The 14,640-nt window shown below is 69.7% G+C and carries 11 protein-coding genes and 2 pseudogenes; 8 read left to right on the plus strand and 5 right to left on the minus strand.

Features of this window, described 5'->3' with window-relative positions; genetic code table 11:
• Window positions 1–165 precede the first annotated feature (165 nt).
• The 6 genes from eccCa to ABT254_RS36375 all read left to right on the plus strand — a co-directional run bounded on the left by eccCa (window position 166) and on the right by ABT254_RS36375 (window position 8,532).
• A complete protein-coding gene (gene eccCa / locus ABT254_RS36350; RefSeq protein ID WP_351480053.1) occupies window positions 166–4,110 on the plus strand; it encodes a type VII secretion protein EccCa in 3,945 nt (1,314 codons plus the stop codon).
• A 139-nt stretch (window positions 4,111–4,249) separates the two neighbouring features.
• Complete coding sequence (locus ABT254_RS36355) at window positions 4,250–4,636, plus strand: hypothetical protein (protein WP_351480056.1); 387 nt, start codon at window positions 4,250–4,252, stop codon at window positions 4,634–4,636.
• Window positions 4,637–4,714: 78 nt separating this feature from the next.
• On the plus strand, window positions 4,715–5,017 hold the full coding sequence (locus ABT254_RS36360) for a DUF397 domain-containing protein (protein ID WP_351480059.1): 303 nt from the start codon (window positions 4,715–4,717) through the stop codon (window positions 5,015–5,017).
• Window positions 5,018–5,108: 91 nt separating this feature from the next.
• A complete protein-coding gene (locus ABT254_RS36365) occupies window positions 5,109–7,052 on the plus strand; it encodes an ATP-binding protein (protein WP_351480062.1) in 1,944 nt (647 codons plus the stop codon).
• 57 nt (window positions 7,053–7,109) lie between these two features.
• Window positions 7,110–8,174 (plus strand): SUKH-4 family immunity protein, encoded by a 1,065-nt coding sequence (locus ABT254_RS36370; RefSeq protein WP_351480065.1) that lies wholly within the window; start codon window positions 7,110–7,112, stop codon window positions 8,172–8,174.
• Between the two features lie 55 nt (window positions 8,175–8,229).
• Window positions 8,230–8,532, plus strand: coding sequence for an SUKH-4 family immunity protein (locus ABT254_RS36375; protein ID WP_351480068.1), 303 nt, complete (start codon window positions 8,230–8,232; stop codon window positions 8,530–8,532).
• 14 nt (window positions 8,533–8,546) lie between these two features.
• Here the strand turns inward: ABT254_RS36375 and ABT254_RS36380 are convergent, their stop codons facing one another.
• Window positions 8,547–8,975, minus strand: a complete 429-nt coding sequence (locus tag ABT254_RS36380; RefSeq protein ID WP_351480071.1) for a hypothetical protein — start codon at window positions 8,973–8,975, stop codon at window positions 8,547–8,549.
• A 298-nt stretch (window positions 8,976–9,273) separates the two neighbouring features.
• On the opposite strand from ABT254_RS36380, the pseudogene ABT254_RS46610 reads away from it, so the two are divergent.
• Window positions 9,274–9,621: pseudogene (locus ABT254_RS46610) on the plus strand (WXG100-like domain-containing protein); the annotation flags it as partial.
• Here the strand turns inward: ABT254_RS46610 and ABT254_RS36385 are convergent.
• The 4 genes from ABT254_RS36385 to ABT254_RS36400 all read right to left on the minus strand — a co-directional run bounded on the left by ABT254_RS36385 (window position 9,537) and on the right by ABT254_RS36400 (window position 11,711).
• Window positions 9,537–9,779 (minus strand): hypothetical protein, encoded by a 243-nt coding sequence (locus ABT254_RS36385; RefSeq protein WP_351480073.1) that lies wholly within the window; start codon window positions 9,777–9,779, stop codon window positions 9,537–9,539. The pseudogene ABT254_RS46610 and the gene ABT254_RS36385 overlap by 85 nt on opposite strands.
• Window positions 9,780–10,148: 369 nt before the next feature.
• The gene (locus tag ABT254_RS36390; protein WP_351480076.1) at window positions 10,149–10,739 is read right to left on the minus strand and encodes a hypothetical protein; all 591 of its coding nucleotides are present in this window, start codon (window positions 10,737–10,739) and stop codon (window positions 10,149–10,151) included.
• Window positions 10,740–10,793: 54 nt separating this feature from the next.
• Window positions 10,794–11,528, minus strand: a complete 735-nt coding sequence (locus ABT254_RS36395; RefSeq protein WP_351480079.1) for a hypothetical protein — start codon at window positions 11,526–11,528, stop codon at window positions 10,794–10,796.
• Window positions 11,529–11,711, minus strand: coding sequence for a hypothetical protein (locus tag ABT254_RS36400; protein ID WP_351480081.1), 183 nt, complete (start codon window positions 11,709–11,711; stop codon window positions 11,529–11,531).
• Window positions 11,712–12,093: 382 nt separating this feature from the next.
• Here ABT254_RS36400 and ABT254_RS36405 point away from each other — a divergent pair.
• Window positions 12,094–14,640, plus strand: a pseudogene (locus ABT254_RS36405) (toxin glutamine deamidase domain-containing protein); the annotation flags it as partial.

Below are 14,640 nucleotides of genomic sequence, written 5' to 3' on the forward strand. Positions count from 1 at the left end.
CTCCCCGTACCCCCTCCGCATCTCCATCCTCCTGGCTCTCCTGCGGTCCAGGGGCATCAGTAGGATCGACGCCAACGCGAACGACGCCTACGCGAACGGGAACACGTCGCGGTACACGGGGGCGTCGATGCCACAACGTTTCAATCACGAAGGATGAGTGCATCGGTGAGCGTCGTCATCATCAAACGGCCACCGCGGATACCACCCCCGGTGGTGCCGGACGGCGAGGTCAAACTGGAGACGCCCCCCGAGATCCCTCGTGAGGGCGACGAGAGCATGCTGATGAACCTGCTGCCCATGATGGGCATGCTGGGTTCCGTCGGCTTCTTCTTCATGCCCAACCTCCCCCCTTATATGAGAGTGGTCGGCGGGCTGATGCTCGCCTCGACGCTGGCCATGGCCATCGCGCAGTTCGCCAAGTCCCGGCAGGGCGGCGGCGCGGGAATGGCGCAGGACCGCCGTGACTACTTCCGCTATCTGGAGCAGGTCCGCAAGGACGTGCACAAGACGGCCGAACTGCAGCGGCGCAGCCAGCTCTTCCAGCACCCGGACCCGGAGCAGCTGTGGGCGGTGGCGGCCGACGGCAAGCGGCTGTGGGAGCGGCGCCCGACGGACGCGGACTTCGCCTCGGTGCGGATCGGCCGCGGTGTCCAGCAGCTGAACACGCCGCTGGTGGCCCCGGACACGGCGCCCAAGGAGGAGCTGGAGCCGCTGACCGCGGCGGCCATGAAGGCCTTCCTCGACGCCCACGGCAGCCTGCACGACCTGCCGGTCTCGATCTCGCTGCGCGCCTTCTACCACGTGACGATCTGCGGGGCCACGGACACGGTCTACGGCAACGCCCGTGCGGCCATTTCCCAGTTGGCGACGCTGCACTCGCCGGAAGACCTGATGGTCGCCGTGGTGGCGCACCCGTCCGCGGCGGCGGACTGGGACTGGATCAAGTGGCTGCCGCACAGCCAGCACCCGAAGGCCAAGGACGGAGCGGGCTCGGCCCGGCTGCTCTTCGACGACCTCGGGGAGCTGGAGGAGGCGCTGGCGAGCCAGTTGGACGACCGGCCCCGCTGGAACCGTGAGGCGACCCCCGTCTACGACCAGCCGCATCTGATCGTGGTCCTCGACGGCGGCACCGTGCCGCCGGACTCCGAACTCGCCAGTTCCGAAGGGCTCCAGGGCGTCACCTTCCTGGAGATCGCCCCGGGCGAGCTGGAGGAGGAGCTGCGCGCCGGTCTGACGGCGTATGTGAAGCCGGAGCGGATGCAGCTGTTCGTCGGCCACGAGTCGGCGTACACCGGCAAGCCCGATGTGCTGAGCCCGGAGCAGGCCGAGTCCCTGGCCCGGCAGCTGGCGCCCTTCCGGGTCGGTTCCGCGGAGGAGGGCGAACCCCTGCTCTCCAACCTGGACTTCACCGACCTGATGGGCATCGGCGACGCGGGCACCGTCGACGTCTCCCGCACCTGGCGGCCGCGCACACTGCACGAGCGGCTGCGGGTGCCGATCGGTGTCGGCGAGAACGGCGAGCCGGTCATGCTGGACCTCAAGGAGGCCTCGCAGGAGGGCATGGGCCCGCACGGCCTGTGCGTCGGCGCGACCGGTTCCGGCAAGTCCGAGGTGCTGCGTACGCTCGTGCTCGGTCTCGCGGTGACGCACTCCTCGGAGACACTGAACTTCATCCTCGCGGACTTCAAGGGCGGCGCGACCTTCGCGGGCATGGCGGACATGCCGCACACCGCGGCCGTCATCACCAACCTCGCCGACGACCTCACCCTCGTCGACCGCATGCGTGACTCGATCATGGGTGAGACGCAGCGCCGCCAGGAGCTGCTGCGCTCGGCGGGCAACTACGCCAACCTGCACGACTACGAGAAGGCCCGGGCCGCCGGCGCCGCCCTCGAACCGATGGCGTCGCTGGTGATCGTGCTGGACGAGTTCTCCGAACTCCTCACCGCCAAGCCCGACTTCATCGACATGTTCATCCAGATCGGCCGTATCGGCCGTTCGCTGGGCATCCACCTGCTCCTGGCCTCGCAGCGCCTGGAGGAGGGCAAGCTGCGCGGCCTGGACACCTATCTCTCGTACCGGATCGGTCTGCGGACCTTCTCCGCCGCCGAGTCGCGTACGGCGATCGGTGTCCCGGACGCCTACCACCTGCCGTCGATCCCCGGTTCCGGTTATCTGCGCTACGACACCGACACCATGGTCCGCTTCAAGGCGGCGTACGTGTCGGGGCCGTACCACGGCGAGGGGCCCTCCCGGGTGCACCGCTCGACGCAGCTGCGGCCCGCGCTGTTCACGGCGGAGCACGTGGCGCTGCCCCCGCAGCCGGTGGTCGAGGAGCCGGAGCCCGACAACCGGGTGGACGACGCGCTCGCCGACACCGTCCTGGACGTCCTGGTCGGCCGGATGGTCAACCAGGGACCGCCCGCCCACCAGGTGTGGCTGCCCCCGCTGGAGGAGGCGCCCTCGCTGGAGCAGCTCCTCCCCCAGCTCGCCGTCCACCCCGAGCGCGGCCTGACCGCGCCCGACTACACGGCGCTGGGCCGGCTCAATGTGCCGGTCGGCCTGGTGGACAAGCCCTTCGAGCAGCGGCGCGACGTGCTGTACCGGGACTTCTCCGGCGGTGCGGGCCACGGTCTGTTCGTGGGCGGTCCGCAGTCCGGCAAGTCGACGCTGCTGCGTTCGCTGATCTCCTCGTTCGCCCTCACCCACACCCCGGCCGAAGTGCAGTTCTACTGCCTGGACTTCGGCGGTGGCAGCCTGATCTCGATGGAGGAGCTGGCGCACGTCGGCGGGGTCGCGAACCGTCTCGACGCCGAGAAGGTGCGCCGTACCGTCAGCGAGGTCGAGGGGATCCTCAACTCGCGCGAGGAGTACTTCCGCACGAACAACGTCGACTCCATCCAGACCTACCGGCAGCGCCGGGCCGCGGGCCATCTGCCCGACCAGATCTGGGGCGACGTCTTCCTGGTCATCGACGGCTGGGCCACCTTCAAGCAGGACTACGAGCTGCTGGAGTCCACCGTCACGGAGATCGCGACGCGCGGTCTCGGCTTCGGTGTGCATGTCATCCTGACCGCGAGCCGCTACACCGAGGTGCGGCCCGCGCTCAAGGACATGCTGCAGAACCGCATCGAGCTCAGGCTCGGTGACCCGACGGAGTCCGAGGTCGACCGCAAGGTCGCGCAGAACGTCCCGGCCGCGGTGCCGGGCCGCGGTCTGACGCAGGACAAGCTGCACTTCATGACCGCGCTGCCGCGGGTCGACGGCTCCTCGGCGACCGAGGACCTGTCCGAGGCGACGTCGATCCTCATCCGCGGCATCAACGACAACTGGCAGGGCAACCACGCTCCGGCCGTACGGCTGCTGCCCACGCTGCTGCCCTCGGACCGGCTGCCCAAGGGGTTCGAGCACCCGGACCGGGGTGTCGCCATCGGTATCGACGAGTCGTCGCTGTCGCCGGTCTTCGTCGACTTCGAGTCCGATCCGCTGTTCATCGTGTTCGGTGAGAGCGAGTCCGGTAAGTCCGCGATCCTGCGGCTGCTCGTCAAGCAGATCACCGAGCGCTACACGCCGGACCAGGCGAAGATCGTCATGGGTGACTACCGGCGTGCGCACCTGGAGGGTGTGCCCGACTCGCACCTGTCGCGGTACTGCGCCTCGGCGCCCGCCCTCACGGAGACGCTGGAGGGCCTGGCCGGCTCGATGCACCGCCGTATGCCGGGCCCGGACGTGACGCCCGAGCAGCTGCGCAACCGCAGCTGGTACAGCAGCCCGGACGCGTTCGTCATCGTCGACGACTACGACCTGGTCGCGACCGGCGTGAACCCGCTGGCCCCGCTGCTCGAGTATCTGCCGTTCGCCCGTGACATCGGTCTGCGCATCATCATCGCGCGCTCCTCGGGCGGTGCCAGCCGGTCGCTGTACGAGCCCGTGATGCAGCGGATGCGCGAGCTCGGCGCCCAGGGCCTGGTGCTCTCCGGCGACCGGGCGGAGGGTGCGCTGCTCGGCAACATCACGGCGTCCCAACTGCCGCCCGGCCGTGGGTACTTCCACACGCGGCGACGCGGTGGACAGCTGATTCAGACGGGCTGGCTGCCGGCCCGGTTCTGAGCGGCGAAAGCTGCGGCACAGGGGGCGGTACCCACGCGGGTGCCGCCCCCCTTGTGTCAGTGGGGGCCGCTATGGTGGCGTTGCAAGAGAGAAGACGGGAAAAGACAAGCCACGGGGGGCAGTTGTGTCGTCTGACTTCATGGACTCCGATCCCAAGGTCCTCAAGACCGAGGGCTTCAACATGTACACGGTCGGCCAGGACTTCTCGAAGGCCGTCAAGGCCCTGCAGGACGGACTGACCGCGCTGGAGGGCACCGGCACCCCGCCCTGGGGTGACGACGACATCGGCGAGAAGTTCGGCGTCGCCTACACGGGCCTGCGCGACGGCATGTACCAGTCGATGGGCAGCCTGGCGGAGCGGCTGGCGGGGATGGGGATCGCCTTCACCAAGATGGGCGTGGCGCACGAGCAGAACGAGGCCGACCAGCTGGACATGTGGAAGTCGACGACCGCGGAGTACGACGGCCAGGTGAAGCTCCCGCCGGGTGTAGCACAGGGCACGTTCACCAAGGTGCAGAACACCTGATCTCGCGGTGGATGCGTGGTGCCCGTAAGTAGGGTGAGACACGTACTTCGTTCACATGTCAGGAAGAGGCCCCGCACCATGGCGGAGACGCAAGAGCAGATCAAGGCGCGCAAGGAGCGGGAGAGGGACGAGCTGTACGCGCTCGACATCTCGGGGGTCGAGTGGCACAGCGCCCCCGGCACCGAGGAGCACGAGGAGCGCGTCGAGATCGCGTACCTGCCCGAGGGCGCGGTGGCCATGCGTTCCTCCCTCGACCCCGACACCGTGCTGCGGTACACCGAGGCGGAGTGGCGGGCGTTCGTACTCGGGGCGCGGGACGGGGAGTTCGACCTGGAGCCGGCGCCGCACAACGGCGGGGTTCCGGCGGACCGGGCCGAGTAGTACGGGGGTTCCGTCTCGGTCACCACTCCGCCCGGCGCCTAAGATCGGCGTCGTACGCGAAGGCGTCCGCGACGGCGGAGGACGGGGACCCATGACCGGCTCGACCGAGGACTACGCACCACACCCCCACATAGGCGGCCGGACCGCCGCGCTGCGTGCGCTCGCCGCATGGCGCGCGGCCGCGCCCGGCGCACCGCGCGTGGTCGTGCTCACCGGCAGCTCCGGCAGCGGGTGTTCGCGGCTGGTCACCGGGTTCCTGATGCTGTGCGACCCGGAGTTCCGGGGGCGGCTGCCGCTGGCGGAGATGGATCCGTCGACGGTGCCGCCGGAGCTGCCCGCCCCGGCGGTCCCGGCCCCTGCGGGGCTGACCGCGGCCCAGGTGCTGTGGCTGCTCGCCGACCACTACGAGCTGAAGGCCACCAGCACCGAGGACGTGTACGCCGAGCTCGCCGCGCTCAAGGAGCCGGTGACCGTCGTCGTACCCGACGTGGACCGGGCCGGTCCGGTACGCGCCGCGGGCGAGCCCGCACGGCTCGTACGGGAGGTGCTCGCCCCCCTGGCCGCCACCGGGACCGTCAGGCTGCTGGCCGAGGTGCCGCGCCCGCTGGCCGCCGAGCTGGCGGGCGGGCTGCCGCCCGGCACCGTGCAGGTCATCGATCTCGACGAGCCGCAGTGGGCCGACCCGGAGGGCCTGGTGCTGCACGCCCAGGCGGCGCTGAACCCGGCGTTCGGGGCACCGGAGCTGCCGTTCACCGTCGATCCCGCCGCCCGCTTCGCCCTGGGCGCGGCCATCGGCCGCCGGGCCGGGACCAGTCCGCTGGTGGTCCAACTCGCCGTCCACTGCGTCCTGATGGCCCCCGAGGGCTTCGACCCGGCCGACGAGAGGCACCTGCCGACCTCCGTCGGCGAGGCCCTCGACCTGCACGCGCGGCGGCTCGGCGCAGACCCGCGGACGCTACGGCTGATGCTCGCTCCGCTCGCCCTGGCCGAGGCCGAAGGCATCCCGGTCCACCTGTGGGCGCGGCTGGCGAGCGCGGTCGCCGGGCGGGACATGAGCCGGGCCTTCGCGGACGGGATGCTGCTCGCCGGACCGTTCGTGCAACCCGGAGAACAGGAAGCGGAACAGGACGAAGATCAGGAAGGGGGCGGCGGGCGTACGCTGCTGCGGCTGCTGCACCCGGCCGTCGGTGACGAGATCCGCGCCGGCCTGCCCAGCGTCCGCGCGGCCCAGACTCAGATCGCGATGGCGCTGCTGGAGGCCGTGCCGGACCAGGACTGGAGCAGGGCCGACCCCTATGTGCGCGACCACATCGCGGGCCACACCCTGGAGGCGGGCCTGCTGCCCCAACTCCTCACCGATCCCGGGTTGTTCGTCCATGCCGACCCGGTGTCTCTGCGCGCCGCCATCGAGGCCGTACCGGCCGGGGAGCTCGGGGCACCGGCCCGCACCTACCTGCGTACGGCTCCGCTGCTGACGCGCACCCAGGCACCCGCCGTACTGCGCGCCGCACTGCTGGAGACGGCGTTCGTCGAGGACGGCCTGCCCGAGTACGCCGATGCCATCCACGGCCGGCTCGGCCTCGACCTGCCCTGGCAGACCCTGTGGAGCCTGCCCGTTTCCGGGGTCAGCGCCATGACGGTCGGCAGTCTGCCCCGGCCCGACGGGGCAGCCACCCCCGTCGCCGTCCTCGCCGTACCTGCCGGCACGCCCGGCGCGCACCCCCTCGGGGAGGCGGACTCCCCCGCGGTGCTCGTCCACGACCTCGTACGACCGGACGAGGTCGGCGACCTCGACCCCGGGCAGATCCTGCGCCCCTCCGAGGAGGAGCGGGCCGCCGCCCCGCTGGGCCTGAGCCGCGGCGCCGACTACCTGCGCGTCTGGGACCGGGCGAGCCAGGAGGTCGTGGCCGCGCTGATCTCCGACACGCCCTTCACCGCTGCCGACCTGTCCCCCGACGGCATCCTCGTCGTCGCGACCGAGCGTGGGGCGAAGGCCCTGCGCATCCGTCCGGCGGGCCCGGCGATAGCCTCGTAGCGACACACCGTTCCCACACGTTCGATCAGCCATCCCGCCATTCGAAGGAGCCTCCCCTTGAGCAGCCAGGAGCAGGCGGCAGCACAGGGCACGGCCTCGCCCGCCGGTGCCCGTCCGGTCACCGGCCCGGGCAACACCGCCGTCTTCACCTATGTCGACCCGGCGAACGGCGAGGAGACCACCCTCTTCAAGAACTCCGGCCCGGGCCTTCCGCCCGCCGAGTACCAGGCGTGGGCCGAGCTGCGGCGGTTGAACGTCCCCGTCGACAGTGTCGTCGCCGTCCACACCGACCTGCGTCCGAGCCTGCTCCCCGGCGGCTACACGTCCGAGCTGCTCGGCTCCTTCCCCCGTGCCCAGCTCTCCTGCTCGCAGACCTACGGGGCCCGTCCCGAGGAGCGTGCTGAGGGCGTCGCGGCGCTGATCGCGCAGGTCGAGATGGTGCACCAGGTCGCGGGTCAGCAGCCACCGCCGCGCCCGCACCGGCTGCCGGTGCCGACCCAGGTGACGCCCGCCGAGCCGATGCAGGACGTGACCCTCGGCCGGCATCTCGTCGAGGTGTTCGGCGAGGACTGCGTACGCCACTACGCCGCCGACGACATCGCCGAAAGCCCGCTGCCGGAGAGCGCCAAGGCCACCCTCACCCGGGCAGGGCTCCCCGCCGACCTTCCCCTCTTCTTCACCGCCGACCAGCCCGACAGTCCTCCGCGCGGCGGCCTGTTCACGGACGTCGCCACGAATCTGCGCGAGCGGCAGAGCCCGGCCGGCGAGGAGAGGATCGGCGTTCTGGCGCACCTGGCGCGGATCGGCTTCGACGGCCTCGCGGTGATCGCCGTGCAGTGCCTGCCCGGCACGACACAGCCGGACGGCCTCGGCGCGCTGTGGGCCGTGGACCCGGTCACCGCCGAGTGCCGCTACGTCAACGTATCGGCGGCCGCCTTCGCGCGCTCCCTGGCACTGCTCGCCACCGTACGGCGGCGGATGCAGGGACTTGACCCGGTCGGGGCCGGCACGGAAGTGGCGGCATTGCAGGAGCAGTTGGTGGCCGTCGACGCATCCGCGCTGTCCAACGCGGAGACCTGGTGGTCGCTGATCGTCGAGCAGATGTGGCACGGGTTGTTCTGACCGGTTCCGGTCGGCCCTCTGACATTCCCCACCGAGCGAAACGAGGAGACAACCCGTGACCTCCGAGAACCCGGCCCCGCCGACCACCCCCGAGCAGGCCGTCCAGATCGTCCGCGACCGCTACGCGGAGCCCAGACTGCCGGACGGCACTCCCGCCGAACTGCGCGTCGAGGAGTTCGACATCGGCTACCTGGTGTACGCGGTGTTCCCACCGGTGACCGACGCGGCCGGCCGGCCACAGCCCGCCCCGCCCGGCGGCAGCAAGATCGTCGTCTCGAAGGAGACCGGCGAGACGGTCACCGTCCCCAACTACCCGACCGAGGCGGCCATCGCGCTGTACCGCAGGCAACGCCGGTGACCGGCGACCGCTGATCAGTACAGAGAGAACCCGCCGCTGTGCCGGCCCTGGCTGCGCTTCGCCGAGCGGGACGCCTCACCCAGGGCACGCTTCGGCTCGGACGACTCCGAAGAGGGACCTGCGTCCGTCAGCGGCTCGCCATGCCTGATCCGGTCGCGCTCCTCGTCGGACAGCGACTCCCACTGGCCGCGCAAGGAGGCCATGCCACCGCCCAGGGCGTGCGCCACCCCGGGGTCGTCCAAAGCGGCACGCAGGGGGAGGCGGCCGGAGAGCAACTTCTTCGCCGCGTCCCGCAGTTCACTGCTGACGCCTTCGGTCTCGGTCAGCTTGCGCAGAGCCGAGTTCAGCGAACGGATCTGCCCCGGTTCGAGCGCCTCGTCCAGCACACCGCGGTCCGTCGAAGCGTCCTGCGGGTTCGGTGAGTTCTCCGGTCGGCCGGTCATGTCGCTTCTCCTCGCTGCCCTCGTCTCCCGGACCCCTGAAGTATCCCCCGTAGCGTACGAACTCTGTTCCTCCAGTCGGCAACGCCTCGACCAGCGGGCTCCGACGTGGGACCTGCAACGGTTTTGTGACAGCAACACCCTGAAGTTGCGGGAGAGTGAGTCCGTAAACTTTGCGAACGGCTGTACTCCTGCATGACTTCCCTTGACCGATGAGGGAGTTGTACGGCCGTGTCGTCTGACGGGGGTGCTTTCTGCTGTGTCGATGATGCTGCCGGACGAGCTCGAGTGGGTTCTCGAGATGCTCGGCTACAACTGGCCGACGGCGGACGAGGACAAGCTCAAGGACTCGGCCAAGCTGTGGCGGAAGTTCGGCGACGACGTCACCGAACTGCACACCACTGCGAACCTCAGCGCCGGCCAGGTGGTCGCGCACAACGCCGGCGAGTCGATCGACGCGTTCGCCAAGACCTACAAGAAGTTCGACGGCGGACAGGGCGACGGCTACCTCACCAACGCCGCCGAGGCCGCCTACCTCATTGCGAACGTGATGGAGGCCTGCGCCTACATCGTCGAGCTCGCGAAGTGGGCGGTGATCGCCCAGCTGATCGCCCTGGCCATCGAGATCGCGGCCGCCCAGGCCGCCGCACCCTTCACCTTCGGCCTCTCCGAAGTCGGCGCGCTGGGAGCGACCCAGGTCACCCGGCTGATCGTGCGCCGCCTCCTCGACGAGCTGAAGGAGGCGCTGCTCAACGCGATCGTCGAGGCGATGAAGGAGCCCGCGATCTCGATGATCGAGGCGATCATCACCGACCTGATCCGCCAGACGGTGAACGTCGGCTTCGGCGCCCAGGAGGGCTACGACCTCGGTGCGACCGTGAAGGCCGGCGCGGACAGCGCCTGGGACGCCATCAAGCAGACCCCGCAGACCCTCGCCGAGGGCGTCCGCGACAGCCTGGGCGAGAAGGCCGGGCACCGGGCCCACCATGCGATCGACAGCCGGATCGACGGGCATGGCGGAGGTTCTGAGGGCGGGCACGGGGACGAGGGGTCCAACTCGTCCGAGGGGGACGGAGATGGTGACGGAGACGGGAACTCCAACTCCTCGGACGGGGACGGGGGGTCGAACTCGTCCTCCGACTCTTCTTCGTCCAGTTCCGATTCCAGCTCCGGCTCTCACTCCAACGGCTCCGACGCGTCGGGGTCGGACTCCTCGACGTCGACGCGGGCGGGCAGCGACACCGGAGTGAACATCGGCGGCGGGATATCCGCCGACACCGGCGGCAACGGCGTAGGCGCCCCGGATCTCGCAGCAGGACCGGGTTCCGACTCGGGGTCGGACTCCGGATCCGGCTCCGATTCGGGGGCGGGGTCCGACTCCGGGGCATCGAGGCCGACGCTCTCCCACTCGGGTCCGACCCTGTCCGACTTCGACGATCCCTCACCGAGTGGAGCGTCGTCGGGTGGCTCGGACTCAGGGGGCGCGTCCGACGGTCCGAGCGGCTCCGGTCCGTCCCACTCCGGCGGCGGCTCGCCGGTCTCCGGCCTCTCGTCGCCGACCGTGCATTCCGTATCGGCCTCCGCGTCGCCCGGGAGTGCGGCTCCGTCCCCGTCGACGGGCGGCCACGGCGGGATCAGCACCAACATCGACAGCCTGGCCGCGAGCGCCCCGACCCATACCAACGCGGCGCCCACACCCACTCCGACGACCGGTGATCCGTCCTCCAGCGGTGGGGGCGGGGTCCGCGTGGACGGCGGCTCCGGCATGCCGACATCGCCTGTGACGCCCTCCACGGCGGGTGGGACGGGCGGCGGCTCGCATCACAGCGGAGGTACGTCCGGCAGCACCACGTCGTCCGGGGCGAGCCCGAGCAGCCCTACGCCCAACTCCGGTGCTGCGAGAAACACTTCGGCCACTGCGTCCCCCACGGGGTCGGGGCCGGCCTCCACGCCGAGTCCTACATCGTCTTCTACGCCGCGGAGCACTACGACCGCGTCGGCATCGGCGTCAGCGACGGGGGACGGTCGCGTTGCCGGTGGGGCGGGGCTTCGTGTTTCGGGTACGGGGGACGGGCGCGTTCCCGGTACGGCGGACGGGCGAACGCCTGGCACGCCGGACGGGCGCATACCGACCCAGCGCACGCCCGGGAACACCACGCCGGGCGACGGTACGCCGCCGAGGAGCACGCCGGGCGACGGCACGACGTCCCGCGACACCCCTGGTACCAGGCCGGGTGACGGCACCACGCCTCGCAACACCCCCGGCACGAGGCCCGGCGACGGCACCACCCCCCGCAACACCACGGACCCGACCGGCAGCACTCGTACCGACATCCCGAGCCGGAACTCGGACACCGGCACCTCGAACCAGAACCCGTCGTCGACCCCGAGGACGACGTCGCCGTCCACGAGCACCACATCGACGCCGTCCACGTCAACGCCGTCCACGTCGACCGGTTCCGGCTCGGACCGCGCCTCGGCACCGAGCGACGGCACCTCGAACTCGTCGACGCCAAGCGGCCGTACGAGCAACTCCTCGACGAACAACCCCGCCACTCAGGGCACACCCGGTACGTCCGGCACCCAGAACCAGCCGGGGGCGAACACCGGCACCGGCACGACTCCCAACAGGCCGTCCCAGCCCGCGGGTGGCACGCCGAACACCCCGAACAACCCCAACGCCCCGCAGCAGCCGGCCGCGCAGCCCAACACGCCGTCGCAGAACACCGGGCCGAACAACCCGCAGCAACATCAGCAGAATCAGGTGACGCCGGTCCCGATCCACACGCCCATCCGCGTGCCGAGCGGCTCGGCGTCACCGTCCCACGCGTCAGGACCCGCCACGCCCCACGCGCCGGGCTCGCCCCAGGCCACGCCCGGAAACCCCAACCACCAGCAACACCCCCAGCAGGACAGCCTGCAGGACATCCGCGCAGACCTGGACCACTACCCGGGCGGCCTGACCGAACCCGACCCCGCCGACCAGCAGGCCCTGGACAACGCCGTCCCCCGCAACGAGGACGGCACCCCTCAGCGCCACCCCGACCCCTTCGAGGGCAACTGGTCCCAGCTCCAGAACGACGGCGGCGTCAACGTCCCGGGACGCAGCAACAACTGCGCCGACTGCTCCCGGTCGTTCCTGGAGACCTGGTACGGCAACCCGCAGGTCTCGGCGCCGCGCACCCTCGACCTCGACGAACACGGCAAGCCGAACCTCTGGTCCCCCGAGCACAACGCGAACGACAACCAGATCCGCTGGGCGGGTGCCGCCCACACCTACGCCGGGCCCGGCGGCGACCCCAACACGGCCAACAACATCGCCGACACCCTCCAGCAGGCCGGCCCGGGCTCGGCGGCGATCGTCCAGGTCGACTGGCTCGGGGGAGGCGGCCACGCCTTCAACGTCGTCAACCACAACGGCAACATCGTCTGGGTCGACACCCAGAGTGGAGATGTCAGCCACGCCCCTCTCCACATCGACCAGGCCACCCACGTCTGGCACATACCGCTGGACGCCGACGGCCACCCGATAGACACCTCCCAGCCCCACACACAGGACTCCGAGAACGGCGACGACGCGTCGCAGAACGAGAACAACGACGCGTCCCAGCCGGAGAACTCCGAGAACAACGGGCAACCGGAGAACGACCAGAACCCCCAGAACGACGTCCCGGGCGACACACCGAAGCAGGGCGACGACACCGACGAGGGAACCAACTCCCCCAAGCCGGCGGACCAGGCGGCGCCAGATGCATCGGACCACGCGGACCCCACCAAACCGTCGACGGCGGACCCGGACATCTCGGCGGACCCGACGACCGGCGAGCCCGAAAGCGAGAACGGCCGTCCCCAGAGCGAGGGCACCGGCCTGTCCGAACGGGACGGCGTGGTTGATGGTCAGGAGCCCTCCCACGACATCCCGGGCACCCCGGAAAGTCGGCATTCCCCCGGATCCCCCTCGGAGCGGGACCATTCGCCCTCGTCCGAGACACCCAGCAGCGCGGACCAGCAGTCACGCCCGACCGGGGCGGCGCGTCCCGGCGAGCAGGGTCACACCCCCGACAAGGACTCCGGGCAGCCGACCACGACGACTGAGAACCCGACTCGACCCGACTCCTCTCCGGAGCCGCCGCCCACGCACACCACGCCCGACAACGGTGCGCCGGACAGGGCCACGAATGTCACCCGGACGGAGACGGACACACCGAACGACCGGGACACCTCTCAGCAGACCGGCACAGCCCCGGTCCCCGGTACCCCACGTGTGCACCAGCAGAGCACGACACCCCAGGGAGCCGACCGGCATCCATCGGCCCCGCAACGTGACACCTCCACGCAGAAGAAGCCTGAGACCACCGAGCGCCCTGATGGCCGACCCCGACCCGCAGTTGAGACGCCTCCCGGCCGTAGAACGCCATTCACTCCTGACACTCCACACCCCCGGGCACCCGAAGCCCCAGTAGGTACGAATCCCGGCGAGAATCATGATTCCGCGCCGGAGCGACCTCAGGGCAGCGCTCCTTATGACGCGGTGCAAGACCGAAGTCACACTCACTACGGCATGCTGCCCGAGCCGTCCCAAGCCACTCTCCGAGAAACCAACGCCGTAACTCAGGCCGATCTGGCCCCTGTCTACGATCGCATTCGTGAGTGGAGCAACAACGGCGAGCTGAGCTCGCTGTTGGGGAACCAACTTGCCGACGAACAGGGCGGCATCCGTAAGAGCACGCTGATTGACGCGCTCACCGGATTTTCAGACCTCACAGAAGGGCAACAGGGCGCGGTCGTCGCGGCCTTGGCCCGCATGGACCTACGGTTCCACGCCACAAGTGCGGTCGGGGTTTCGTTGGATCCTCATGCAGACAACCCGAATTCACCGTCCAACTTCACTCCACACACGACCGACCCGGAGAAGATTGATCGGTCGAACGCAGCCCGCAAGGTGATCGGCCAGCTGATGGACAAAGCCGGTATCAAGTCCGCCGGCGTTCACTACCACGCCGGAAAAGCGATCCCTGGTAGGGCAGCCCTCGCTGAAGCAATCCACCAGCGCATCTCGGAAGGGGAGGGCCTGACCGACAGCGAGATAGCGCAAGCGGTCGAGCATGAACTCCAGTCGCTCGGCGATCACAAGGGAGACTGGTCACGCAAGAATTTTGCAGTGATCGAAGTACGTGATCATGAGAACAACAACGAGATTCGATACGTCGTGGACAGCTCTCTCCCGATGAGCACCCCCTGGGGCGGCGGCGTTCACTCCGAACCGCATGCAATGGAGTGGATAAGGTCCGTCAACGCGAAGCGTGAAGCCGCTGGCGAAGCTCCTTTCGAACCAGTCAGTCTCTACACAGAGCGTGAACCCTGCGGTCACGCCTCGGGAAATGACTGCTCGGGCTACATTTCTGACGATATCGAGGAACCGAAGGATGAGAGTCAACTCCAGGAGGGGGAGAAAAAGAACAGCCTACGGATCCATTACGGTGTCGGATTCCGCAGGGGGCAGATAGATCCTGATGCGGACCTGTCGAAAGACGACGGCACCACAGCCACACCGGAAGAGGCGAAGGAAGAGGCAAGGAAAAAGTTCACGGGCGACTTCAACAACTATGTAAATCGCCTGAAAGGAATCTGGGACGGAAACGCCAAGGCCGGCGGTGTGAACAGTTAA

This window comes from Streptomyces sp. NPDC001137, from assembly GCF_040298885.1.
Classification (GTDB): domain Bacteria; phylum Actinomycetota; class Actinomycetes; order Streptomycetales; family Streptomycetaceae; genus Streptomyces.

Excerpts from the sequence above, each read along its gene's own strand:
- ABT254_RS36390 (WP_351480076.1), bottom strand. The coding sequence starts at position 10,739 with ATGCCGGAGCCGCCGTCCACGCGGACCCCGCCCCCACCGCTGGAGGAC.
- ABT254_RS36360 (WP_351480059.1), top strand. The coding sequence starts at position 4,715 with ATGGCGGAGACGCAAGAGCAGATCAAGGCGCGCAAGGAGCGGGAGAGG.
- ABT254_RS36385 (WP_351480073.1), bottom strand. The coding sequence starts at position 9,779 with ATGATCGCCTCGATCATCGAGATCGCGGGCTCCTTCATCGCCTCGACG.
- ABT254_RS36380 (WP_351480071.1), bottom strand. The coding sequence starts at position 8,975 with ATGACCGGCCGACCGGAGAACTCACCGAACCCGCAGGACGCTTCGACG.
- ABT254_RS36355 (WP_351480056.1), top strand. The coding sequence starts at position 4,250 with ATGGACTCCGATCCCAAGGTCCTCAAGACCGAGGGCTTCAACATGTAC.
- ABT254_RS36365 (WP_351480062.1), top strand. The coding sequence starts at position 5,109 with ATGACCGGCTCGACCGAGGACTACGCACCACACCCCCACATAGGCGGC.